Here is a 23,353-nt window from a genome sequence, read left to right as displayed (position 1 = left end):
ACTCGAACGGGTGATACGAGCGAACGAAGGCCGCGGGGCACCGGATGCCCCGCGGCCTTCGGTGTCGGCGGACCTCAGGAGGACCGCAGGCGCAGGCCGCGCGGGGTGGCGTGGAAACCGGCCTCCTCCAGCGCGGCGCCCAGCGCCGAGCCGAGGGCAGGCTCGCCGTTCGCCCGCTCGACCGTGACGCTGCCGAGCGCACCCTCGCGGACCGCGGCCGCCAGCGCGCCCACCGCCAGCGCCCGGGTGGCGCCGTCCTCCGGCCAGGCCAGCAGTGACTTGCCGCCCCGCTCGACGTACAGCGCCAACTCGCCGTCCACCAGCACCACCAGGGCGCCCGCCTTGCGGCCCGGGCGGTGCGCCCGGGCCTCCTTGGCTCCGGGGGCCGTCGGCGGCTCCGGCCAGGGCAGCGCGGAGCCGTAGGCGTTCGCCGGATCGGCGGCGGCCAGCACCAGCACCTGCGGCGGCTCGGTGGCCGGGGCGGCCGGCCACTCGGCGGCCCGGGCCCGCTCCAGTCGTCCGTTGACCGAGCGCAGCCGGTCGGCCGCGCCCTCCATGGCGAACTGGGCGCCGCCCAGCCCCTCGACGAAGTAGCCCCGGCGGGCCCGGCCGCGCTCCTCCATCGCGGCGAGCACCCGGTACACCCCGGCGAAGCCGCCCGGCACCCGCTCGGCGGCCACCGCGCCCCGGGTGACCAGGCCGTGCCGGTCCAGCAGGCTCTGCGCCTGGGTGGTGGCCCGGACCGTCGGGTCGGTGGTGAAGGCGGGCAGCAGTGACCAGCGCCCGGCCACCGTCGGCGGGCCGCTGCGCAGCGCGCCGCCGACCCGGCCGAAGGCGCGGCCGGCGCCGCCGTAGCGGCCGCGCGGGGTCGCCCGGGGCGCGCGGTGGGCGGTGGCACCGGCCGTCCGGCCGGAGCCGAGCAGGGCGCGCAGCGGGGCGAGGGTGTCGTTGGTGACGTACCCGGCCCAGACGAGGTCCCAGAGCGCCTCGACGGCCTCCGGCTCCGGGGTCTCCTCCGGCAACTGCTGGACCAGCTGGCGGAAGAACAGGCCGTAGCCGCCGGCCAGTGCCGCCATCAGCGCGCTGTGCACGGGGGTGAGCGCGGGCGGGACGGGCTCGGGGCGCAGCAGGTGGGCGTGCTCGGCCAGGTGCAGGCTGAGCCAGCCGTCCTTGCCGGGCAGTGCGCCGGCCCCGCACCAGCCGATCTCGCCGGCCGCCGTCAACTCGTCCAGCAGGCCGGGGGAGTAGTCGGTGAGCCGGGCCGGGAGGATCAGCTTCTCCAGGGCGGAGGCGGGCAGGGCGGTGCCCTGGAGCTGTTCGACCACCCGGAGCAGGCCGTCCGGGCCGCGCAGTCGGTGGCCGGCCAGGTGCTGCCACTGCGGGAGGAACGCGGCCAGGGCGCGCGGTGGGACGGGTTCGACCTCCTGGCGCAGGGCGGCCAACGAGCGGCGGCGCAGCCGGCGCAGGACCTCGGCGTCGCACCACTCGGTGGTGGTGTGGTCGGGAGGGGTGGTGTGGAGCGCCTCCGGCGAAGGGTGTTGGCGGGCGACGGGTGGGCGGAACTGGCCCTGGACCAGTCGGCCGGCGGCGGTGAGCCGGTGCAGGGTGCCGGTGACGACGGCGGTGCCGAGGCCGAAGCGGGCGGCCGCCTCGGCGGCGGCGAACGGGCCGTGGGTGCGGGCGTGGCGGGCGAGCAGGTCTCCCAGCGGATCCTTGACCGGCTCGGTGAAGGCCTCGGGGACGCCGACCGGCAGCGGGGTGCCGAGCGCGTCGCGCAGCCGCCCGGCGTCCTCGACGGCGGACCAGCGCCGCTCGCCGGCGATCCGGACCTGGATCACCCGGCGGGCGGCCTCCAACTCCAGTGCCCAGAGCGGCTCGGCGCCGCGGGCCGCCAGCTCGGCCTCGGTGAGCGGGCCGAGCAGGCGCAGCGCGTCGGCGACGCCCTCGGCGTCCTTGATCCGGCGCTCGGGGGTGAGGCGCTGGAGCTCGGCCTCCAGCTCGGCGAGGACCTGCGGGTCGAGCAGTTCGCTCAGCTCGGCCTGGCCGAGGAGTTCGGACAGCAGCCGGGAGTCGAGCGAGAGGGCGGCGGCGCGGCGCTCGGCGAGCGGGGAGTCCCCCTCGTAGAGGAACTGGGCGACGTAGCCGAACAGGAGGGAGCGGGCGAAGGGCGAGGGCTCGGGGGTGGTGACCTCGACCAGGCGGACGGCGCGGGATTCGAGGTCGCCCATCAGCTCGACCAGGCCCGGCACGTCGAAGACGTCCTGGAGGCACTCGCGGACGGCCTCCAGGACGATCGGGAACGAGCCGTACTCGGAGGCGACTTCGAGCAGTTGGGCGGCGCGTTGGCGCTGCTGCCAGAGCGGGGTGCGGCGGCCGGGGCTGCGGCGCGGGAGCAGCAGGGCACGGCCGGCGCACTCGCGGAAGCGGGAGGCGAACAGGGCGGAGCCGCCGACCTGGTCGGTGACCAGCTGCTCGATCTCGGCGGCGTCGAACAGGGCGGCGTCGGCGCCGACCGGGGCCTCGTCCGAACCGGACCGCTCCGAGGGGCTGTTGAAATCGAAGTCGGTGGCGAGGAGGTCGGCGTCCGGCAGGCGCAGCACGATGCCGTCGTCGGCGTGCATGACCTGGGGGTCGAGGCCGTGCTTCTCGCGCAGCCGGGCGCCGAGCGCGAGCGCCCAGGGGGCGTGCACCTGGGCGCCGAAGGGGGAGTGGATGACGATCCGCCAGTCGCCGAGCTCGTCCCGGAAGCGCTCGACGACGATGGTGCGGTCGTCCGGGAGGTGGCCGGTGGCGGCGCGCTGCTGGGCGAGGTAGTCGAGCAGGTTGGCGGCGGCCCAGTCGTCCAGGCCGGCCCGGTGCAGCCGGGCGGTGGCGGCCTCGGGCGCCAGGGCGCCCAGCTCGCGGGTGAACGCGCCGAGGGCGCGGCCGAGTTCGAGTGGGCGGCCGAGGGTGTCGCCCTTCCAGAACGGGAGCCGGCCGGGCACGCCGGGGGCGGGGGTGACCAGCACCTTGTCGTGGGTGATCTCCTGGATCCGCCAGGAAGTGGTGCCGAGGGTGAACACGTCGCCGACGCGGGACTCGTAGACCATCTCCTCGTCGAGCTCTCCGACCCGGCCGCCGCCCTTCTTGCCCGTCTTCGAATCGGACCCGGTGGCGCCGGCGATGAAGACGCCGAACAGGCCGCGGTCGGGGATGGTGCCGCCGGAGGTGACGGCGAGCCGCTGGGCGCCGGGCCGGCCGGTCACGGTGCCGGCCACCCGGTCCCAGACCACCCGGGGGCGCAACTCGGCGAAGGCGTCCGAGGGGTAGCGGCCGGCCAACATGTCGAGCACGGCTTCGAAGGCGGACTGCGGGAGGGTGGCGAAGGGCGCGGCGCGGCGGACCACGGTGAGCAGGTCGTCCACCGGCCAGGCGTCCAGCGCCGTCATCGCGACCAGTTGCTGGGCGAGCACGTCCAGCGGGTTGCGCGGGACGCGCAGCGCTTCGATCCGGCCGGCCCGCATCCGCTCGGTGACCACGGCGGACTGCACCAGGTCCCCGCGGTACTTGGGGAAGAAGACGCCGGTGGAGACGGCGCCGACCTGGTGGCCGGCCCGGCCGACCCGTTGCAGGCCGGAGGCGACCGAGGGCGGGGACTCGACCTGGACGACCAGTTCGACGGCGCCCATGTCGATGCCCAGTTCCAGGCTGGAGGTGGCGACCACGGCGGGCAGCCGGCCAGCCTTCAACTCCTCCTCGACCAGCGCCCGCTGCTCCTTGGAGACCGAGCCGTGGTGGGCGCGCGCGATGACCGGCGGGGCGCCCTTGGCGACGCCGGACTCGGCCATCAGCTGGGCGGGGGAGTGCGCCTCGGGCAGCCGCTCACCGGTGGCCCGTTCGAGGGCGATCTCGTTCAGCCGGTTGCACAGGCGCTCGGCGAGGCGGCGGGAGTTGGCGAAGACGATGGTCGAGCGGTGCGCCTGGACCAGGTCGACGATCCGCTCCTCGACGTGCGGCCAGATCGACGCCTGCCGCTGCGGGTCGGCGTCGGAGGAGGCGCCGGTGGCCGGGGCCGCGGGCAGGTCGTCCAGGTCGGGGACGGGGACGACCACCGACAGGTCGAACTCCTTGGCGGCGGCGGGCTGGACGACGACGGCGCCGCGCTGCGGGCTGAGGTAGCGGGCCACCTCCTCGACCGGGCGGACGGTCGCGGACAGGCCGATCCGGCGGGCCGGGCGCTCCAGCAGTTCGTCCAGCCGCTCCAGGCTGAGCGCGAGGTGGGCGCCGCGCTTGGTGCCGGCGACGGCGTGCACCTCGTCGAGGATCACCGTGTCGACGCCGCGCAGCGCCTCCCGGGAGGCGGAGGTGAGCAGCAGGAACAGCGACTCGGGGGTGGTGATCAGGATGTCCGGCGGGTGGGTGGCGAAGCGGCGGCGGTCGGCGGCGGGGGTGTCGCCGGAGCGGGTGGCGACCTGGACCTCCGGCTCGGGCAGGCCGAGCCGGACGGCGGCCTGGCGCAGGCCGGTCAGCGGGGCGCGCAGGTTGCGCTCGACGTCCACCGCGAGGGCCTTGAGCGGCGACACGTACAGGACCCGGCAGCGGCGCTTGGGGTCCGCCGGGGGCGGGGTGCTGCTCAGCCGGTCCAGGGCGGAGAGGAAGGCGGCGAGCGTCTTGCCGGAGCCGGTGGGGGCGACCACCAGGACGTCGGTGTCCTGCCGGATGGCGCGCCAGGCCTCGGCCTGGGCGGTGGTGGGGGCGGAGAAGGCGCCGGTGAACCAGGCCCGGGTGGTCGGGGCGAATCCGGCCAGGGGGTCGTCGTTCGGCGGGGTCGGGTGCGGGGGCGCCATGCCCCCATGGTGCCGGGTGGCACCGACAACCGGGGTGGGGGAGCGGAGGCCGCACGGGTGTGGTGAGCCCGGGTGTAGTTAAAGGAGCAAAAAGGCAAATCCGCTCATATGGTGATGAATCAGGCCAGTGATCCACCCCCGACCCACCGGACCGACGAGCGGAGACCGTGCGATGGCGCAGGTGAACCCGTCCGGCAGTCCCGCCCGTGCCGCCCGCCGCCGCGTCCGCGGGCCCGCCCGGGCGCTGCTCGCGATGCTGCTCACCGCACTCGTGGTCGGCGGCGCCGTCCCGTACGTGTCCGGATCCGGCCGGCCCTACCTCAGCTACCTGGTGCTCGCCGGGCAGGAGGACGCCGCCGGGGCCGCCCTGGCCGGGGCCGAGAGCCGGGCGGCGGGCGGGCAGGTGGTCCAGGAGTACCCGCAGATCGGGGCCGTCCTGGCGTACGCCACCGGCGGCTTCGCGGGCACGCTGCGGGCCCGGCCCGGGATCGCCGCCGTCGGCACCACCCGGACCGAACCGGTGGTCGCCCCGCCCCGCCTGCTGGACGGCGCCGGGGACTTCGCCGCCGGTACCGACCGCGCCGACCGCAGCAGCACCGATCAGGCCCGTCGCGACAGCGATCACGCCCGTCGCAGCAGCACCGACAGCGCCCGTCGCGACAGCGCCGACCGGCAGGACGGCGGCACCGTCACGGTGCCAGACCCGGGCGAGGGCGACCCGTGGAACCTCGCCATGCTCGGCGGCGCCGGCGCCCGGGCCGGCGACGCCTCCACCGGGATCCGCGGTCCCGCCGGCGCGCCGACCGCCGACGCGCTGCACAAGGTGCTCGTCGCGGTGCTCGACTCCGGCGTCGACGACACCCACCCGGACCTGCGCGCCGCCGTCGACCCGAAGGCCTCCGTCTCCTGCGCCGACGGCCGGCCCGACGCCCGCTCCGGCTCCTGGCGGCCCGACCCCGGGGTCAGCGAGAGCGGCCACGGCACCCACGTCGCCGGGATCGTCGGCGCCACCCGGGACGGCCACGGCGTCACCGGGGTCGCGCCGGGCGTGCGGATCGCCGCCGTCCGGCTGCTCGGACCGCTCGGCCAGTACTACGCCGAGAACATCGTGTGCGGCATACTCTGGGCCGCCGACCACGGCGCCAAGGCGATCAACAACAGCTACTTCGCCGACCCGTGGAAGTACAACTGCCCGGAGGACCAGGACCAGGCCGCGCTGATCGCCGCCGTCGGCCGGGCCTCCGCCTACGCCCAGCGCAAGGGCGCCGTCGTGGTCGCCTCGGCGGGCAACGACGGGCAGGACCTCGGTGCCGCCCGGACGGACGAACGCAGCCCCAACGACCGGGTCTCCGGCCCGGCCCGCTCCCGCTACCTGGGCACCGAGTGCATCCGGCTGCCCGGCGAACTGCCCGGCGTCGTCACCGTCACCGCCGTCAACCGGGACGGCCGCCCGTCCGGCTACTCGAACTACGGCCGCGGCCGGGTCTCGCTGGCCGCCCCCGGCGGCGACCCGGACAGCGGGCCGCAGGGCGCGGTCGTCTCCGACTGGCCGGGCGGGCAGTACGCGGCACTGGCCGGCACCTCGATGGCGGCGGCGCACGTCACCGGCGTGGTCGCGGTGGCCGCCGCCCTGCACCCGGACTACGGCTCCGCCCCGCTCGCCGCCCTGCTCGCCGGCACCGCGGCGGCCGCCTGCCCGCCCGGGCCGTACGCCTGCGGGGCCCGGCAGTACTTCGGTGCCGGGCTGCTCGCGCTGCCGCGCTGAGGCGGGCGGAAAACCGGGTGACGCCGCCCGGGCCGGCGGGTGAGGATCGGGGCGTGACCGTCTTCCTCACCACCGAGCGGCTGGTGCTGCGCCGCTTCACCGCAGCGGACGTCGACCACCTGGTCGAACTGGACGGCGACCCGGAGGTGATGCGCCACCTCACCGGCGGGCGGCCGACCGCGCGGGAGCGGGTCGAGGGCGAACTGCTGCCGCTGTACCTCGCGCACCACCGGCGGTACGGCGACCTCGGCTGGTGGGCGGCCGAGGAGCGGGACGGCGGGGCCTTCCTGGGCTGGTTCGAGTTCCGGCCGACGCGGGACGGCGACCGCTCCGAGGTCGAGCTGGGGTACCGGCTGCGCCGGGCCGCCTGGGGGCTCGGGTACGCGACCGAGGGGGCGCGGGCGCTGGTCCGCCGCGGCTTCACCGAACTGGGCGTGCGGCGGGTGGTGGCGTACACGATGACGGTCAACGCGGGCTCGCGGCGGGTCATGGAGAAGACCGGGCTGTCGTTCGTCCGCACCTTCCACGAGGACTACCCGGAGGCGATCCCCGGCAGCGAGCACGGTGAGGTCGAGTACGCGCTGACGGCCGGGCAGTGGCGGGCCCGGAGCGGGGCCGCGCGGTCCGGGATACTGGAGCCATGAGGCTGACGGAGTTCTGGCGACGGATGCACGCGCACTTCGGGGAGGCGTACGCGGAGTCCTTCGCCTCCGACCACGTGATGAGCGAACTCGGCGGGCGGACGGTGCGGCAGGCGCTGGAGGCGGGCTGGGAGGCCAAGGACGTCTGGCGGGTGGTCTGCGAGACCCAGGGCGTCTCCGGCGTGCTGCGCTGACCACCGCCCGCCCGCGGGACCGACCCCGCCCCGGCGGGGTGCCCGGTGCTCGGGCGGTTCCGGGGGATGGGTGAGACTGTCGGAGTGACAAGCAGCGCAGAAGCACAGAATTCGGACAGGACGGCGCGGGTCGCTGACGAGGCTCCGGGCCCGCCGCCCGAACCGCGGCTGCCGGAGGGCGCGGCCGGCGGCCTCTGGGGTGGCGGGATGCCGCGCTGGCTGCCCCGGGCGATGGTGCTGGCCCTGGTGCTGGTCGGGCTGTTCCAGCTCGCCGACTGGGCCTTCCACCAGCTGATCGACCTCTTCGTGATGCTGCTGGTGGCCTTCTTCCTCTCGCTGGCGCTGGAGCCGGCCGTCGACCGGATGGCGGCGCGCGGGGTGCGTCGCGGGATCGGCACCTTCCTGGTGTTCGTCGCGGTGGGGATCGCGGTGATCGGGTTCCTCGCGGCGCTCGGCACGCTGCTGGTCGATCAGGTCGCGAAGATCGCCGGGGACCTGCCGCACCTGGTCGACAACCTGATCAACTGGGTGAACCGGACGTTCCATCAGGACCTGTCGCTGGGCGAGCTGCAGAAGAAGCTGCTCAAGGACTCCGGCGCGATCGAGAGCTACGCCCAGCAGGCCGCCGACAACGTCTGGGGCCTCTCCTCCACCGTGATCGGCGGGCTCTTCCAGGCCTTCACGGTCGGGCTGTTCACCTTCTACTTCACCGCCGAGGGCCCGCGGGTCCGCCGGACGGTCTGTTCGATGCTGCCGCCCGCCAAGCAGGGCGAGGTGCTGCGGGCCTGGGAGATCGCACTCGCCAAGACCGGCGGCTACCTGTACTCCCGGGCGCTGCTCGCGGTGGTCTCCGCGATCGGGCACTGGGTGATGTTCGCGCTGCTCGACCTGCCGTACGCGGCCGCGCTGGCGGTCTGGGTCGGCGTCATGTCGCAGTTCGTGCCGACCATCGGGACGTACCTGGCCGGCGCGCTGCCGGTGCTGGTGGCGCTCACCGTGCAGCCGGTGGACGCGCTCTGGGTGCTGATCTTCGTGGTGGTCTACCAGCAGGTCGAGAACTACCTGCTGCACCCGAGGATCACCGCGCGGACGGTGGACGTGCACCCGGCGGTCGCGTTCGGCGCGGTGATCGCGGGCGCGGCGCTGCTCGGCGCGGTGGGCGCGCTGATCGCCATCCCGGCGGCGGCCACCTTGCAGGGCTTCGTCGGGACGTACGTGCGGCGGTACGAGGTGGCCACCGACCCGCGGATCGACCGGGGCGAGCAGCGGCGGGCCCGGCGGGAGCTGCGCCGGGAGGCGGCGCGGCGGCTGCGGCGGATGGTCGGCGGCGACGGGAGGTGACCCGGCCGGCGGTGGCGGCACCGTTCGGACGTGCGAGGCTTGAATCGAACAGTTGTTCTCTATACTCTCCGGCGAGGAGTTTTCCACAGGCGGAGCCGGGTCGGGCTCGTTTGTCAGTGGGACGCGCTAGCGTCGAGGACGATGAAGCGCACAGCACAGAACCCGAGGGTGGAAGCCATGGCAGGTACGGACCGCGAGAAGGCCCTTGAGAACGCACTCGCTCAGATCGAGCGGCAGTTCGGCAAGGGCTCGGTGATGCGCCTGGGCGAGAAGGCCAACGAGCCGATCGACGTGATCCCCACCGGGTCCACCGCCCTGGACGTCGCCCTCGGTGTCGGCGGTATCCCGCGCGGCCGGGTGGTCGAGATCTACGGCCCCGAGTCCTCCGGCAAGACCACCCTGACCCTCCACCTGGCGGCCAACGCCCAGCGGGCCGGCGGCACGGTCGCCTTCGTCGACGCGGAGCACGCGCTCGATCCCGAGTACGCCAAGAAGCTCGGCGTGGACACCGACGCCCTGCTGGTCAGCCAGCCGGACACCGGTGAGCAGGCGCTGGAGATCACCGACATGCTGATCCGCTCCGGCGCGGTCGACCTGATCATCATCGACTCGGTCGCGGCGCTCGTCCCGCGTGCGGAGATCGAGGGCGAGATGGGTGACTCGCACGTCGGTCTGCAGGCCCGGCTGATGAGCCAGGCGCTGCGCAAGATCGCCGGTGCGCTGAACCAGTCGGGCACTACGGCGGTGTTCATCAACCAGCTGCGCGAGAAGATCGGCGTCATGTTCGGCTCGCCGGAGACCACGACCGGTGGCCGGGCGCTGAAGTTCTACGCCTCCGTCCGGCTGGACATCCGCCGGATCGAGACCCTGAAGGACGGCACCGAGGCGGTCGGCAACCGCACCCGCGTCAAGGTGGTCAAGAACAAGGTCGCCGCGCCGTTCAAGCAGGCCGAGTTCGACATCCTCTACGGCGTCGGCATCAGCCGCGAGGGCGGCCTGATCGACATGGGCGTCGAGCACGGCTTCATCCGCAAGTCCGGCGCCTGGTACACCTACGAGGGCGACCAGCTCGGCCAGGGCAAGGAGAACGCCCGCAACTTCCTGCGGGACAACCCGCAGCTCGCCGACGAGATCGAGCGGAAGATCAAGGGCAAGCTCGGCATCGGCCCGAAGACCGAGGAGCCGGCAGAGGGCGAGGCCGCGGCCGCTGCCGCCGACGGCGCCGCGAAGCCGATCACCGCGACCGCCGCCAAGACGGCCGCGGCGAAGAAGACGGCGGCGGCCGCCAAGGCCTGAACCGTTGACGCAGCACGACGCAGTGGGTGAGGGCGGACCGGCGGGTCCGAACGGCGACGACTACGGGCCGCCGGACTGGTTCGCCGCCGTGGCGGGGGAGCCGGAGCCGCCGTTCGAGGCGACGCCCCGGGCGCGGTCGCAGTCCCGGAAGGGGCGGCGGCGGGAGCGGTCCTCCGCCGCACAGTGGGCATCCGGTCCGGAGCCGGAGTTCGACCGGGCGCCGGCCCGGGCGGTGCGCGGCGCGGCGCCCGGGCCGGCTCCGGCGGAGCCGACGGTGGACGAGCTCGGGCTCGTCTCCGCCTCCGAACTGCCCACCGGCCGCCGCAGGCGGCGATCGGCACTGGCGGCCGAGGAGTTCGACGAGGCCGGCTCCGCGACGGCGGGCAGCGGCCGGGGCGAGGCCGGGGCGGTCGGTCACGGGGGTGTGACCGCCCCGGCCCCGCGCACCGGTGCCGGGGCGCGTCGTGGGCGGCGCACTGCGGCCGGGCGCTCCGCCGGGCACGCCTCGGACGAGGCGGGCGCTCCGGGTGACGAGCGAGACCCCTCCGCCCGTACCGGCCGAACCGCGCGGAAGCGGGCCGGGGCCGAGGAGACGGCCGATCCCGAGGGCCGTGCCCGCGACATCTGCCTGCGGCTGCTCACCGGCGCCGCCAAGAGCCGCAAACAGCTCGCCGACGCCCTGCGCAAGCGGGAGATCCCGGACGACGTCGCCGACGAGGTGCTCACCCGGCTCGAAGAGGTCGGGCTGATCGACGACGCGGCCTTCGCCGCGGCCTGGGTGGAGTCCCGGCACGCCGTCCGGGGGCTGTCCCGGCGGGCGCTGGCCCAGGAACTGCGCACCAAGGGCGTGACCGCGGACCTGGTCGAACAGGCCGTCGCCCAGCTCGACCACGACGACGAGACCGAGGCCGCCCGGGCGCTGGTGGACCGCAAGCTGCGGTCCACCCGGGGGCTGGACCCGCAGGTCCGGATACGGCGGCTGGTCGGCGTGCTGGCCCGGCGCGGCTACTCCGAGGGGCTGGCGTTCCGGGTGGTGCGGAGCGCGCTGGACGAGGAGGAGCCGGGCGAACCGTCGGGAACCGGGAGGGACTAGTGGCCGTCCGGTAGCTATTGCGTACGCTTCTTGGTCCAGTCCAGGTCGAGTCTTGACCGTTTCGTGACCCGCGCCTAGCCTCGCACTCAGTGCGGGGGCGCTTCCGGACGGCGGTCCACGCCGGGCGGCGGACAGCGGTGACGGGGAGTGGGCGGCATGAGGATCTCTGCGGGCACCGGATCGGACGCCTCCCTGCTGCTCCTCGCCGGGTCGGCCGGCGCCGTCCTGCTGCTCCTCGCCGTCCTGGTCGGGTTGCTGGCCAAGCGGCTCCGGGCCGCCCAGCGGCGCGCCGGCGTCGAGGCCGAGCGCGTTCGCGGCTGGGCCGAGCAGCAGACCTCCCGGCAGCGGGCCGAACTCGACCGGCGTGAGGAGCAGTTGGCCGAGGAGCTGCGCCGGGTCCGGACCAGGGAGGACGAACTCGCCGCGCGCTCCGCCGAGCTGGAGCGCGCCCGGGGCGAGGCCGAGGCGCTGGTGACCCGCCGGGTGGCGGTGCTGGAGCGGGCCGGCGGACTCTCCGCCGAGCAGGCCCGCGCCGAACTCCTGCGGGAGGCCGCGACCACGGCCCGGCGGGAGGCCGCGGTCACGGTCCGGGAGCTCGAGCGCGAGGCCAGGGAGGAGGGCGAGCGCCGGGCCCGGGGCATCCTCGCCGGGGCGATCCAGCGGCTGGCGACGGTGCAGACCGCCGAGACGGCGGTCACCGTCTTCCGGCTGCCGAGCGAGGACATGAAGGGCCGGATCATCGGCCGCGAAGGCCGCAACATCCGTGCCTTCGAGGCGGTCACCGGCGTCAACCTGATCATCGACGACACCCCCGCGACGGTGCAGCTCTCCTGCTTCGACCCGGTCCGCCGGGAGACCGCCCGGCTCACCCTGGAACAACTGGTCGAGGACGGCCGGATCCACCCGACCCGGATCGAGCACGTCCACGAGCGCAGCCGCGAGGAGGTCGAGCAGTGCTGCGTCCGGGCCGGTGAGGACGCCCTGCTGGACGCCCGGGTCGGCGGGATGCACCCCGAACTCGTCCGTACCCTGGGCAGTCTGCGCTACCGGGTCTCGTACGGGCAGAACGTGCTCGGGCACCTGCTGGAGTCCGCGCACCTGGCCGGGATGATGGCCGCCGAGCTCGGGGTGGCCCCGGAGCCGGTACGGCGGTCGGCACTGCTGCACGACATCGGCAAGGCGCTCACCCACGAGGTCGAGGGCAGCCACGCGGCGGTCGGCGCGGACTTCGCCCGCCGGCACGGGGAGTCCCCGGAGGTGGTGCACGCGATCGCCGCGCACCACGGCGAGGTGGAGCCGCGCACCGTGGAGGCCGTGCTCACGCAGGCCGCGGACGCCTGTTCGGGCGGGCGGCCCGGGGCGCGCAAGGAGTCGCTGGAGGTGTACGTGCGGCGGCTGGCGCGGCTGGAGGAGATCGCCCGCGCGCACGAGGGCGTGGCCGAGGTGTACGCGATGCAGGCGGGGCGCGAGGTACGGGTGATGGTGCGGCCGGAGGAGGTGGACGACCTCGGGGCGCAGCTGATCGCCCGCGAGGTCGCCCGGCAGGTCGCCGAGGAGCTGACCTATCCCGGCCAGATCCGGGTGACGGTGGTCCGGGAGAGCCGGGCCATCGCGGTGGCGAGTTAGGCCCTGCCCGGCCCTGCCAGGCCCTGTCCGGCGCACGCCCGGGGCGCGCGCCAGGGCCCTACGCGCGGGGTGAGTCCACCTGCCGGGGCGCCTGGCGGACGGCGGGCTCCGGCGCGGGGTCCTGGTCGGGCTCGGCTTCGGGTGCGCCGGCGAGCGGGGCCGGCCCGCCCCGGGCGCGGTCGGCGAGCGCCAGCAGGTCTTCGGCGGCGGCGCCCTGGGTGGCGCCGACCAGGTGCCCGTCCGGCCGGATCAGCAGCACGGTGTGCGGCCCGGCCTCCGGGTACTCCTCGGTGACCAGCACTTCGGCGGGCACCGGCAGCGCGGCGGCGACCTCGGCGAGCCGGGGCATCAGGCCGGCGCCCAGCCAGTGCTCGGCGGACCAGACGGCGGTGCCGGGGGCGACCAGCAGCAGCAGGAAGGTGACGCCGAGCCGGGCGTGCAGGTGGTCCGGGGTGCCGTCGGCGGCGAGCACCGGCAGGTCCGGGACGAGCACGCCGGGGGCGGTGGCCGGCAGCAGTTCGCTGAGCGAGGTGGTGCCGCGGGCGCCGCGCTGGACCGGCACCCGGCCGGGGACGCCCGAGGGCGCGGCCGGGTAGGCGGGCGCGCCGCCGAAGCGGCCGGTGCCGAGCTGTCCGTCGGCGAGCAGCGGTGCGTGCTTGCGGAAGCCGCCGACCAGCAGCGAGCGCCGGGTCTGCTGCCAGCCGCGCAGCGGGCGCAGCAGCGGCATGGACTGGTCGACGGCGCGCAGCCGGGCGCCGACCGCGCCGCGCCGTTCGGCCTCGTAGCCGTCCAGCAGGGAGCCTCCGGGTTGTGGGCCGCCGGAGTGGAGGTGCCAGGCGAGGGAGAGCCGCCAGGCGAGGTTGTCGGCGTCGCGCAGCCCGTCGGCCAGGTTCTGCATGCCGAGCGCGCCGTGCAGGTGGGCGGCGTCGCCGGCGAGGAAGCAGCGGCCGCTGCGGAACCGGGCGGCGAGGCGCTGCTGGGCGGTGTGGTCGGCGGCGGCGAGCAGGTCGAAGCGGGGGAGTTCGCCGCACCAGCCGGTGAGGGTGGCGGTGACCCGGGTGAGCAGGGTGTCGCCGGTGACGACGCCGGGCCAGGTGGCGTGCGGGTCGACGGTTTCGGTGGGCGCGGGCCGCCCGGGGGGCAGCCGCCAGTCGAGCCGCCAGACGCCGTCCGGCAGCGGGCGTGCGGAGGCCTCGCGGTCGCCGCGCCACGGGGGCTCGCGGTGCAGCCGGGCCTCGTGGAAGGGCAGGTCGACCCGGACGGTGGCGATGGCGTTGCGGTCGACGGCGGGGCGGCCGGGGAAGCGGATCTTCAGGAGCTTGCGGACGGCGGATCTGGCGCCGTCGCAGCCGACCAGGTGGCTGCCGCGCCACCAGGTGCTGGAGCCGTCCTGGGTGCCGTGGGTGCGGACGCTGACGCCGTCGCGGTCCTGTTCCAGTTCGACGACCCGGCTCAGCGGGACCAGCCGGACCAGCGGGGTGCCGGTGAGGGCGTCGCGCAGGCCGCGCTGGAGGCGGTGCTGGGGCAGGTGGAAGGCGGGGGAGTCGGTGAGGTCGATCCGCAGCACCTCCTGGCGGCGGCGCCAGACGGTGAAGGAGTCCCAGAGGGCGGAGTCCGAGACGGCCCGCGGGTAGCCGATCCGGGTGAGGAAGGCGGCGGTGTCGGCCCCGAGGACGACGCTGCGCGGGCCCTCGGGGCAGAGCCCGGAGCCCTCGTCCAGGACGATGGTCGGCACCTCGTGCCGGGCGAGGGCGAGGGCCAGGGCCAGACCGACCGGTCCGGCCCCGACCACGATCACCGGGTCCATGTGGTGACCTCCGGGCACGAACCGGCCGATGGGCCGGCGTCAGTTACCGCTGCCGCATATGCCGCGTGGATGCTCCCGGGAGGTGTCACGAAGAGCAATGCAACAGTTCACCTGCGTGTGCGTCAAGCAGCAGCTGAAGTGCGCCGGTTCGCGCCGCGACGGCCGCGCGCTTCGATCCACCGGGCGAGGGCGGTCAGCAGCAGGCACATGGCGATGTAGATCGGACCGATCACCAGCACCACGGGGATGTAGGGGAAGCCCGCGGCGTTGATCGGCTGGCTGGCGATCGCCTTGCCGACGAACAGCAGCTCGTGGAAGGTGATGACGAAGCCGAGCGAGGTGTCCTTCAGGGTGACGACCAGCTGGCCGATCATCGAGGGCAGCATCGAGCGGATCGCCTGCGGCACCAGGATGCCGGCCATCACCTGGGTCTTGCGCATGCCGAGGGCGTAGGCCGCCTCGGCCTGGCCGCGCGGGACGGCGTTGACGCCGCTGCGGATGATCTCGGCCTGCACCGAGCCGTTGTAGAGGGTGAGGCCGAGCACCAGCGCCCACATCGGCTCCTTCGCGAAGAACGCGTAGTAGAGCGCGACGATCAGGATCAGCAGTGGCATCGCCCGGAAGAACTGGACGAAGCCGACGGCCGCCCAGCGGACCGGCTTGTGGTCGGAGAGCTGCCCGGCGGCGAGCAGGCCGCCCAGGGCGAGCGAGAACAGTGCGGCCAGGCCGAAGGCCTCCAGGGTGGAGAGCAGGCCGTCCACGATGCGCTGCTGGACGGTGTTGTACTGGAACGCGTCCCACATCTGCGGGTCGAACTGGCCGTTGTCGGAGAGCGCGGCGAAGACGTACCAGAGTAGGGCGGCGACGCCGATCAGCGCCAGCACCCCGAACAGCCGGTACCGGGTGCGGGCCCGCGGGCCGGGGGCGTCGTAGAGGACGCTGGCCGTGGGGGTGCGGGTGAAGAGGTTGCTCATCGGGCCACCGCCAGTCGGGATTCCAGGACGCGGAACAGCGTGGCGACCGTGGCACTGATCACCAGGTAGGCGCAGGCCACCCAGAAGAAGATCCCGAAGATCGCGTAGCCGCGCTCGGAGAGGGTCTGCTGCACGCTGTACAGCTCGCTGACGCTGAACGCGCCGGCGATCGCCGAGTTCCTCGGCAGCGCGATGAACACGCTGCTCAGCGGGGCCAGGACGGTCCGGGTGGCCTGCGGCAGGATGACCAGGGTGAGGGTCTGGCCGAAGCTCATGCCGAGGCTGCGGGCCGCCTCGGCCTGGCCGAGCGGCACGGTGTTGATGCCCGAGCGGATCACCTCGCAGACGAACGAGGCGGTGTAGCCGCCGAGCGCCAGCACCGCGAAGGTGAGGTGGCCGAAGTGCACCCCGAGCGGCGGCAGGCCGAAGGTGACGGCGAAGAACAGCAGGGTCAGCGGGGTGTTGCGGAACAGCGTGACCCAGGCGGTGCCGAAGGCACGCAGGACCGGCACCGGGGAGACCCGGAAGGCCGCCAGCAGGGTGCCCAGCAGCAGGGCGAGCAGGGCGCTGAGCGCGCTCAGCTCGATCGTCTGCAGGAAGCCGTCGCGGAACAACGCGAAGTTGTCCTGCTCGAACAGGAACCCCATCCGGCGGCCCTCCTCTCATTCAGATGGTCAGGACGGATGGTCGGGCGTGGACCGGATCAGTAGCGTTCGAGGGCCGGCACGGCCGGCGCGGCGGAGCCGGACGCGCCCAGGGTCGCGTCGTAGGCCTTCTTCCAGTCGCCGTTGTCCTCGTGGGCCTTGAGCGCGTCGCTGATGGCGTTGCGCAGGACCGCGTCGTCCTTGTTGAGACCGACGCCGTAGTTCTCCTTGGTGAACGGCTTGCCGACCACCTTGAGCTTGGGGGCGTACTTGGAGGCGTAGCCCTTGAGGATCGCGTCGTCGGTGGTGACCGCGTCGACCTCGCCGGACAGCAGCTTCTCGACGCAGGCCGAGTAGGTGTCGAACTGCGTGATCTTCGGGTTGTACTGCTGGATGTTCTTGATCGAGGTGGAGCCGGTGGCGGTGCAGATGTTCTTGCCGCCGACGCTCTCCGGGCCGGTGATCGAGGTGTTGTCGGCCTTCACCAGGAAGTCCTGGCCGGCGATGTAGTACGGGCCGGCGAAGGAGACCGTCTTCTTGCGCTCGTCGTTGATGCTGTAGGTGCCGACGTAGAAGTCGATCTGGCCCTTGGCGATGGCCGGCTCGCGCTGCGAGGAGACCAGCGTCTGCCACTTGATCTGCTGCGGGCTGAAGCCGAGGTCGGCGGCGATCATCTTGGCGATCTCGATGTCGAAGCCGCTGCGGTCGCCGCTGGCGACGTCCTCGAAGCCCAGGAACGGCTGGTCGGCCTTGGCACCGATGATCAGCTGACCGCGCTTCTTCGCCTCGGCGAGGATCGCCGAGTCGATCTTGACGTCGGTCTTGACCGTGTAGGTGGGCAGCGCCGGGGCGTTGCCGCTGCTCGCGGCGGTGGCGCCGGGGGTGCCGTCCTTGCCACAGGCGGCGGTGGCGGTGAGCGCGACGGCACAGAGCGCGACGGCGAGGGTGCGACGAGTCCTCATGAGGGTTGTTCTCCTGGGAGCTGGGCCACGGCTAACCGGGCTCTGGCGTCTGGAAGGTGCGTGCGCGGGCAGGGCCGCCCGGCGTCCTTGCCGGCGGCGGTCCCGCGTGGTCTCGAAGCGTCAGTGGTGGAGGATCTTCGAGAGGAAGTCCTTGGCACGGTCGGAACGCGGCGCGGTGAAGAAGGCGTCCGGGGTGTTCTGCTCGACGATCCGGCCGTCGGCCATGAACAGCACGCGGTTGGCGGCGGAGCGGGCGAAACCCATCTCGTGGGTGACCACGACCATCGTCATGCCGTCGGCGGCCAGCTGGCGCATGACCTCCAGCACCTCGTTGACCATCTCCGGGTCGAGGGCCGAGGTGGGCTCGTCGAAGAGCATCACCTTGGGCTTCATCGCCAGCGCCCGGGCGATCGCCACGCGCTGCTGCTGGCCGCCGGAGAGCTGGGCGGGGAACTTGTCCGCCTGTGCGCCGACACCGACCCGCTCCAACAGTTCGCGGGCGGTCTTCTCGGCCTGCGCCCGGGCGATCCCGCGCACCTTGACCTGGCCGATGACGACGTTCTCCAGCACCGTCTTGTGCGCGAACAGGTTGAAGCTCTGGAACACCATGCCGACCTCGGCGCGCAGCCGGGCCAGCTCCTTGCCCTCGGCGGGCAGCGGGCGACCGTCGATGGTGATCGTGCCGGAGTCGATGGTCTCCAGCCGGTTGATCGTCCGGCAGAGCGTCGACTTGCCGGAGCCGGACGGCCCGATCAGGACCACGACCTCGCCCTGGACGATCTTCAGGTCGATGTCCTGGAGGACGTGCAGCGCTCCGTAGTGCTTGTTCACGCTGCTCAGCACGACCAGGGGGGCGGCTGCAGGGGTGGAGTCCTCGACCGGATTCTCGGCCATCGCGCCTGCTCCCTCGTGTCGGCCCGTGAAAGTCTGAACTCCCTTGGGCGGCAATGGTGGTACGAAATCCGGGAGCCGCGACCGGCGGAGCCGCAGCCCCCGGTGGGCCGACCATAGGAGTGATGACGACGTGCCGTCAGCCGATCTGAGCGGAACTTGAGGATCACGAAACGGCCACACGCTGCTCGCGGGCTGTTCGCCGGGTCGCCAACGGGGCATGTGAAAGCGGGCGTCCGCGCCGGCGCGCCCCGCCCCGTGGCAGCCGTCGGGCGACCGAGCCTGGCGCCGGGCCGCCCACTGGCTCATACTGCGCAGGACCGGGGCCCGACCGGGCGGTCCCGGTGATCAGGTGGGGGAAGGAGGAGAACAGGATGCGACTGCTGCTCGTCGAGGACGACGAACGCGTGGCCGCCGCGCTGGTCGCGGTACTGGGCCGGCACGGCTTCCAGGTCCGGCACGCCCGCAGCGGGCACGAGGCGCTGGACGCCCTGGTGCCGGACGGGAACGACCCGTACCGGGTGGTGCTGCTCGACCTCGGGCTGCCCGACCGCGACGGCTTCGAGGTGTGCAGCCGGATCAGGGCCGGCAGCGGCGTCCCGGTGATCATGGTCACCGCCCGCGCCGACATCCGCTCCCGGATCCACGGCCTCAACCTGGGCGCCGACGACTACGTCACCAAGCCCTACGACATGGGCGAGCTGCTCGCCCGCATCCACGCGGTGGCCCGCCGCGGCGCCGCCCCCGCCTCGGTGGCGGTGCCCGCGCCCGACGCCGTCCCGCAGCAGCGCGGCCCGCTGGAGTCCCGCGGCATCCGGATCGACCGGGAGCGCCGCCGGGTCAGCGTGGACGGCCGGGACGTGCCGCTCACCCGCAAGGAGTTCGACCTGCTCGCCCTGCTCGCCCAGAGCCCCGGCGTGGTCTACCGGCGCGAGCAGATCTTCAGCGAGGTCTGGCGCAGCGGCTGGGAGGGCAACGGGCGCACCCTGGAGGTGCACATCGGCTCGCTGCGCAACAAGCTCGCGCTGCCCGGCCTGGTCGAGGCCGTCCGCGGCGTCGGCTACCGCCTGATCCCGGAGTCCCCGGCGCCCGCCGCGGACCCGGCCCCGCCCGCCCCCGCGGAGCGCTGACCGCACGTGCGCACCCGCCTGCTCGGCATCCTGATCGCCCTCATGCTCTGCGTCCTGGCCGCCCTGGGGCTGCCGCTCGCGGCGGCGGTCGCGGCGGCCGAGCAGAGCAAGGTGGTCGTCGACCGGCTCGACGACGCCGCCCGCTTCGCCCAGGACCTGCCCACCTCCGGCCCCTCGGCGGTGGAGTCCGCGCTCAAGGGCGACCCGGAGCCCGCCCCCGGCGACGTCAGCCGCCGGCACGCGATCGACGCCGAGGTCCGCCGCTACCACGACCTGTACGGCGTGCGGCTGGGCATCTTCCAGCGCGACGGCGTGCCGATCGCCGCCGCCCCCGCCGACTGGCGGGTGCCCCCCGGGGGCTGGGGCGCGCAGGCCTTCCAGGAGGCGCTGGACGGGCGGCGCAGCCACAACCCGCCCCAGGTCTGGCCGTGGACCGACGACCGCACCCTGACCGTCGCCACCCCGGTGGTGCGCGACGGCGACGTGGTCGCGGTGGTGCTCAGCGAGTCCCCCACCGGGGCGCTGCGCACCCGGATCCTGCACAGCTGGCTGGTGATCGGCGCCGGCGAGGCCGCCGCGATGATCGTCGCGGTGCTGCTGGCCGGTCGGCTCACCGAGTGGGTGCTGCGCCCGGTCCGCACCCTCGACCGGGCCACCCACGACATCGCCACCGGCCGGATGGCCGCCCGGGTCGCGCCCGGCGGCGGCCCGCCCGAGCTGCAGCGGCTGGCCCGCTCGTTCAACGAGATGGCCGACCACGTGGTGCTCGCCATGGACCAGCAGAAGGCCTTCGTCGCGGACGCCTCGCACCAGCTGCGCAACCCGCTGGCGGCCCTGCTGCTGCGGGTCGAGGTGCTCGGCCTGGAACTGCCCGAGGGGCACGAGGAGGAGCTCGGCGGCGTCCGGGAGGAGGGCGTCCGGCTGGCCCGGGTGCTGGACGACCTGCTGGGCCTGGCCACCGCCGAGCACGCCCGCCCCGAACCCGAGCAGACCGATCTCGCCGCGCTCACCCTGGCCCGGGTCGACGCCTGGCGGCCGGTCGCCGAGCAGCGCGGGATCGAGCTGCGCTGGGAGGGCCCGGCGCTCGCCGTCGGCATGGCGGACCCGATCGGCTTCGGCTCCGCCCTGGACGCCGTGCTGGACAACGCGCTCAAGTTCGGCCCGGCCGGCAGCGGGGTGCGGCTGAGGGTCTCGGTGCGCCGGGACGAGGTCGCGGTGACCGTCACGGACGCCGGGCCCGGCCTCGCCGAGGACGAGCTGCCCCGCGCCGGGGACCGCTTCTGGCGCAGCCCGCGGCACCAGAACGTGGACGGCTCCGGGCTCGGCCTGTCGATCGCCCGCACCCTGCTGGCGGCGGGCGGCGGTTCGCTCGCCTTCGCCCCGGTCCAGCCGACCGGGCTCGCGGTGACGCTGGCGGTGCCGCGGCCGGAGAAGCGGTAGCCCGTACGGGCCCACGGCGCCCGTGCGGCGTCAGGGCTTCCGGGCTTCAGGGCTTCACCTTCAGGGCCTCACCTTCAGGGCTCCACCTTCAGGGCTCCACCTTCAGGGCTTCACCGAGCGGTAGTAGCGGGCCGCGCCCTCGTGCAGCGGGAGCGGGTCGGTGTAGACGGCGGTGCGCAGGTCGACCAGCTGGGCGGCGTGCACCTGAGCGCCGATCTGGTCGCGGCTGTCGATCACCGCCCGGGTCATGCCCTCGACCAGGCCCGGGTCCACGTCGTCCCGGGTGATCAGCAGGTTGGGCACGGCCACGGTGGAGACGGCGTCCTTGGGGTCGGCGTTCGGGTAGGTGCCCTTGGGCATGGTGGCCGCCCGGTAGGCGTCGGTGCCGCCGCCCTCCATCTTGTGGATGGCCCCGGCGAGGTCCCCCAGCGGCACGACCCGCATCCGCATGTGGTCGGACAGGTCGGTGAGGGCGCTGGTCGGCAGCCCGCCGGACCAGAAGAAGGCGTCGAGCTTGTTCTCCCGCAGCTGGTCGGCGGCGTCCCCGACGCCCGCCGACACCGGGACGATGTCGTGGTCCGGGTCCAGGCCGGCCGCGGCCAGCAGCCGCCTGGTCACCAGGTTCACCCCGGACTGCGGCAGGCCCACGCCGACCCGCAGCCCCTTGAGGTCGGCCGTGCGGTGCACCGTCGAGGAGGACGGGACGATCAGCTGGAGGTAGTCGTCGTACAGCCGTGCGATCGCCCGCAGCCGGTCCTTGCCCGGGCCCTGGTAGTCGGCGACGGCGTCGGCGGTGGCGATCGCGAAGTCGTCCTGGCCGCTGGTCACCCGGGCCAGGTTGTCGATCGAGCCCTCGGTGTTGTCCAGGGCCAGCCGCACCCCCGGCATGGCCTTGGCGACGTGGGCCTCCAGCAGCTGCCCGTACCGGTCGTAGACACCGCGCTGCACGCCGGTCGCGAAGCGCGTCTCGCCGCGCGGGTAGCCGGGCGAGCGGCCCGCCGACAGCCACCAGCCGCCCAGCCCCGCGACCAGCAGCACCAGCACCAGCACCGTCCGCCACAGCGGGCTGCGGGCCGCGGTGCGGACGGCGGCGCCGAGACGGGACGGGGTGGTGGGGGTCATGCAGGGATACTGCCAGGCGCTCCGCCGGAACGGGAGGGGAAACGGTGGGGGAAAAGCGCTTCGCGGCTGCCCGTACCCTGGTCTGGTGAGCGGTGAGAGCGGATTGAAGAGCTACAAGGTCGTCACGTACGGCTGCCAGATGAACGTCCACGACTCCGAGCGGCTGTCCGGCCTGCTGGAGGACGCGGGTTACGTCAAGGCCGGGCAGGACGGCGACCCGGACCTGGTCGTGTTCAACACCTGCGCGGTGCGGGAGAACGCCGACAACAAGCTGTACGGCAACCTCGGGCAGCTGGCGCCGGTCAAGAGCCGCCACAAGGGCATGCAGATCGCCGTCGGCGGCTGCCTCGCCCAGAAGGACCGCGACACCATCGTCCGCAAGGCCCCCTGGGTCGACGTGGTGTTCGGCACCCACAACATCGGCCACCTGCCGGCGCTGCTGGAGCGGGCCGCGGTCGAGCGCAAGGCCCAGGTCGAGATCCTGGAGTCGCTGGAGACCTTCCCCTCCACCCTGCCGACCCGCCGCGAGTCCGCGTACGCCGCGTGGGTCGCCATCTCCGTCGGCTGCAACAACACCTGCACCTTCTGCATCGTCCCCGCGCTGCGCGGCAAGGAGGAGGACCGCCGCCCCGGCGACGTCCTCGCCGAGATCGAGGCGCTGGTGGACGAGGGCGTCATCGAGGTGACCCTGCTCGGCCAGAACGTCAACGCCTACGGCTCCGACCTGGGCGACCGCGAGGCCTTCTCCAAGCTGCTGCGCGCCGCCGGCCAGATCGAGGGCCTGGAGCGGATCCGCTTCACCTCGCCGCACCCGCGCGACTTCACCGACGACGTGATCGCCGCGATGGCCGAGACGCCGAACGTGATGCACCAGCTGCACATGCCGCTGCAGTCCGGCTCCGACACCGTCCTCAAGGCGATGCGCCGCTCCTACCGCCAGGAGCGCTTCCTCGGGATCATCCGGAAGGTCCGCGAGGCGATGCCGGACGCGGCCATCTCCACCGACATCATCGTGGGCTTCCCCGGCGAGACCGAGGAGGACTTCGAGCAGACGATGCACACCGTCCGCGAGGCCCGCTTCACCAACGCCTTCACCTTCCAGTACTCCAAGCGCCCCGGCACCCCGGCCGCCGAGATGGCGGACCAGGTGCCGAAGGCCGTCGTGCAGGCCCGCTACGACCGGCTGATCGCCCTCCAGGAGGAGATCTCCTGGGAGGAGAACAAGAAGCAGGTCGGCCGCACCCTGGAGATCCTGGTCGCCGAGGGCGAGGGCAAGAAGGACGACAAGACCGACCGGCTCTCCGGCCGCGCCCCCGACAACCGGCTGGTGCACTTCACCAGGCCGACGGAGCCGGTGCGCCCGGGCGACCTGGTGACCGTCGAGATCACCTACGCCGCCCCGCACCACCTGCTCGCCGAGGGCCCGTCGCTCGCGGTGCGCCGCACCCGGGCCGGCGACGCCTGGGAGAAGCGCCAGGCCAAGCCCGCGGCCAAGCCGGCCGGGGTGATGCTCGGCCTGCCGGGCATCGGTGCCCCGGCCGCGCTGCCCCTGGCCGCTCCGGCGGGCGGGGCCTGCTGCGGCGACTGACGGCCCGCTCCTC

Annotated in this window: 17 protein-coding genes; 10 read left to right on the top strand and 7 right to left on the bottom strand. The window is 74.2% G+C overall.

Going from position 1 to position 23,353, the window contains the following annotated elements; all coding sequences use genetic code 11:
- Nucleotides 1–74: 74 nt before the first annotated feature.
- Nucleotides 75–4,826, bottom strand: coding sequence for an ATP-dependent helicase (locus AB0P03_RS22180; protein ID WP_363630363.1), 4,752 nt, complete (start codon nt 4,824–4,826; stop codon nt 75–77).
- A gap of 172 nt (nt 4,827–4,998) precedes the next feature.
- Between AB0P03_RS22180 and AB0P03_RS22175 the strand changes: the two genes are divergently transcribed.
- From AB0P03_RS22175 to rny, 7 genes are all read left to right on the top strand, one after another.
- Complete coding sequence (locus AB0P03_RS22175) at nt 4,999–6,591, top strand: S8 family serine peptidase (protein ID WP_363630362.1); 1,593 nt, start codon at nt 4,999–5,001, stop codon at nt 6,589–6,591.
- 53 nt (nt 6,592–6,644) lie between these two features.
- Nucleotides 6,645–7,235 carry a GNAT family N-acetyltransferase gene (locus tag AB0P03_RS22170; protein WP_363584599.1) on the top strand — a complete coding sequence of 197 codons (591 nt, stop codon included), beginning with the start codon at nt 6,645–6,647 and terminating at the stop codon, nt 7,233–7,235.
- Complete coding sequence (locus tag AB0P03_RS22165) at nt 7,232–7,426, top strand: DUF3046 domain-containing protein (protein ID WP_363584597.1); 195 nt, start codon at nt 7,232–7,234, stop codon at nt 7,424–7,426. Before AB0P03_RS22170 ends, AB0P03_RS22165 begins: the two co-directional genes overlap by 4 nt.
- 207 nt (nt 7,427–7,633) lie before the next feature.
- On the top strand, nt 7,634–8,767 hold the full coding sequence (locus tag AB0P03_RS22160) for an AI-2E family transporter (protein WP_363584633.1): 1,134 nt from the start codon (nt 7,634–7,636) through the stop codon (nt 8,765–8,767).
- 177 nt (nt 8,768–8,944) lie between these two features.
- Nucleotides 8,945–10,063: a recombinase RecA gene (recA, locus tag AB0P03_RS22155; RefSeq protein ID WP_363630360.1), complete on the top strand. Its 1,119-nt coding sequence runs from the start codon at nt 8,945–8,947 to the stop codon at nt 10,061–10,063.
- 340 nt (nt 10,064–10,403) lie between these two features.
- Nucleotides 10,404–11,156 (top strand): recombination regulator RecX, encoded by a 753-nt coding sequence (gene recX / locus AB0P03_RS22150; RefSeq protein ID WP_363630383.1) that lies wholly within the window; start codon nt 10,404–10,406, stop codon nt 11,154–11,156.
- 156 nt (nt 11,157–11,312) lie between these two features.
- Nucleotides 11,313–12,782: a ribonuclease Y gene (gene rny / locus AB0P03_RS22145; protein ID WP_363630359.1), complete on the top strand. Its 1,470-nt coding sequence runs from the start codon at nt 11,313–11,315 to the stop codon at nt 12,780–12,782.
- Nucleotides 12,783–12,840: 58 nt separating this feature from the next.
- On the opposite strand, the gene AB0P03_RS22140 is transcribed toward rny, so the two are convergent.
- The 5 genes from AB0P03_RS22140 to AB0P03_RS22120 all read right to left on the bottom strand — a co-directional run bounded on the left by AB0P03_RS22140 (nt 12,841) and on the right by AB0P03_RS22120 (nt 18,063).
- Nucleotides 12,841–14,589, bottom strand: a complete 1,749-nt coding sequence (locus AB0P03_RS22140; RefSeq protein WP_363584591.1) for an FAD-dependent monooxygenase — start codon at nt 14,587–14,589, stop codon at nt 12,841–12,843.
- Nucleotides 14,590–14,711: 122 nt separating this feature from the next.
- On the bottom strand, nt 14,712–15,563 hold the full coding sequence (locus AB0P03_RS22135; RefSeq protein WP_363584589.1) for an amino acid ABC transporter permease: 852 nt from the start codon (nt 15,561–15,563) through the stop codon (nt 14,712–14,714).
- On the bottom strand, nt 15,560–16,210 hold the full coding sequence (locus AB0P03_RS22130) for an amino acid ABC transporter permease (protein ID WP_363623182.1): 651 nt from the start codon (nt 16,208–16,210) through the stop codon (nt 15,560–15,562). Before AB0P03_RS22130 ends, AB0P03_RS22135 begins: the two co-directional genes overlap by 4 nt.
- A gap of 56 nt (nt 16,211–16,266) precedes the next feature.
- Nucleotides 16,267–17,169, bottom strand: a complete 903-nt coding sequence (locus AB0P03_RS22125) for a glutamate ABC transporter substrate-binding protein (protein WP_363623184.1) — start codon at nt 17,167–17,169, stop codon at nt 16,267–16,269.
- Nucleotides 17,170–17,289: 120 nt separating this feature from the next.
- Nucleotides 17,290–18,063 (bottom strand): amino acid ABC transporter ATP-binding protein, encoded by a 774-nt coding sequence (locus tag AB0P03_RS22120; RefSeq protein WP_363584583.1) that lies wholly within the window; start codon nt 18,061–18,063, stop codon nt 17,290–17,292.
- A gap of 371 nt (nt 18,064–18,434) precedes the next feature.
- On the opposite strand from AB0P03_RS22120, the gene AB0P03_RS22115 reads away from it, so the two are divergent.
- Together AB0P03_RS22115 and AB0P03_RS22110 are read left to right on the top strand one after the other, a co-directional pair.
- Complete coding sequence (locus tag AB0P03_RS22115; protein ID WP_350880177.1) at nt 18,435–19,190, top strand: response regulator transcription factor; 756 nt, start codon at nt 18,435–18,437, stop codon at nt 19,188–19,190.
- A 6-nt stretch (nt 19,191–19,196) separates the two neighbouring features.
- Nucleotides 19,197–20,630: a HAMP domain-containing sensor histidine kinase gene (locus AB0P03_RS22110; RefSeq protein ID WP_363630357.1), complete on the top strand. Its 1,434-nt coding sequence runs from the start codon at nt 19,197–19,199 to the stop codon at nt 20,628–20,630.
- A gap of 102 nt (nt 20,631–20,732) precedes the next feature.
- On the opposite strand, the gene AB0P03_RS22105 is transcribed toward AB0P03_RS22110, so the two are convergent.
- Complete coding sequence (locus AB0P03_RS22105) at nt 20,733–21,752, bottom strand: TAXI family TRAP transporter solute-binding subunit (RefSeq protein WP_363584579.1); 1,020 nt, start codon at nt 21,750–21,752, stop codon at nt 20,733–20,735.
- Between the two features lie 85 nt (nt 21,753–21,837).
- On the opposite strand from AB0P03_RS22105, the gene miaB reads away from it, so the two are divergent.
- Entirely contained in the window at nt 21,838–23,340 is a 1,503-nt protein-coding gene (miaB, locus tag AB0P03_RS22100; RefSeq protein ID WP_363584577.1) for a tRNA (N6-isopentenyl adenosine(37)-C2)-methylthiotransferase MiaB, read from the top strand.
- Nucleotides 23,341–23,353 lie beyond the last annotated feature (13 nt).

Source organism: Kitasatospora sp. NPDC088779, assembly GCF_040685395.1.
GTDB lineage: Bacteria > Actinomycetota > Actinomycetes > Streptomycetales > Streptomycetaceae > Kitasatospora.
This window is presented reverse-complemented; position numbering and strand designations above follow the sequence as displayed.

Excerpts from the sequence above, each read along its gene's own strand:
- recA (WP_363630360.1), top strand. The coding sequence starts at position 8,945 with ATGGCAGGTACGGACCGCGAGAAGGCCCTTGAGAACGCACTCGCTCAG.
- rny (WP_363630359.1), top strand. The coding sequence starts at position 11,313 with ATGAGGATCTCTGCGGGCACCGGATCGGACGCCTCCCTGCTGCTCCTC.
- AB0P03_RS22135 (WP_363584589.1), bottom strand. The coding sequence starts at position 15,563 with ATGAGCAACCTCTTCACCCGCACCCCCACGGCCAGCGTCCTCTACGAC.
- AB0P03_RS22130 (WP_363623182.1), bottom strand. The coding sequence starts at position 16,210 with ATGGGGTTCCTGTTCGAGCAGGACAACTTCGCGTTGTTCCGCGACGGC.
- AB0P03_RS22120 (WP_363584583.1), bottom strand. The coding sequence starts at position 18,063 with ATGGCCGAGAATCCGGTCGAGGACTCCACCCCTGCAGCCGCCCCCCTG.
- AB0P03_RS22175 (WP_363630362.1), top strand. The coding sequence starts at position 4,999 with ATGGCGCAGGTGAACCCGTCCGGCAGTCCCGCCCGTGCCGCCCGCCGC.
- AB0P03_RS22115 (WP_350880177.1), top strand. The coding sequence starts at position 18,435 with ATGCGACTGCTGCTCGTCGAGGACGACGAACGCGTGGCCGCCGCGCTG.
- AB0P03_RS22160 (WP_363584633.1), top strand. The coding sequence starts at position 7,634 with ATGCCGCGCTGGCTGCCCCGGGCGATGGTGCTGGCCCTGGTGCTGGTC.
- AB0P03_RS22105 (WP_363584579.1), bottom strand. The coding sequence starts at position 21,752 with ATGACCCCCACCACCCCGTCCCGTCTCGGCGCCGCCGTCCGCACCGCG.
- AB0P03_RS22125 (WP_363623184.1), bottom strand. The coding sequence starts at position 17,169 with ATGAGGACTCGTCGCACCCTCGCCGTCGCGCTCTGTGCCGTCGCGCTC.
- AB0P03_RS22140 (WP_363584591.1), bottom strand. The coding sequence starts at position 14,589 with ATGGACCCGGTGATCGTGGTCGGGGCCGGACCGGTCGGTCTGGCCCTG.
- AB0P03_RS22165 (WP_363584597.1), top strand. The coding sequence starts at position 7,232 with ATGAGGCTGACGGAGTTCTGGCGACGGATGCACGCGCACTTCGGGGAG.
- AB0P03_RS22180 (WP_363630363.1), bottom strand. The coding sequence starts at position 4,826 with ATGGCGCCCCCGCACCCGACCCCGCCGAACGACGACCCCCTGGCCGGA.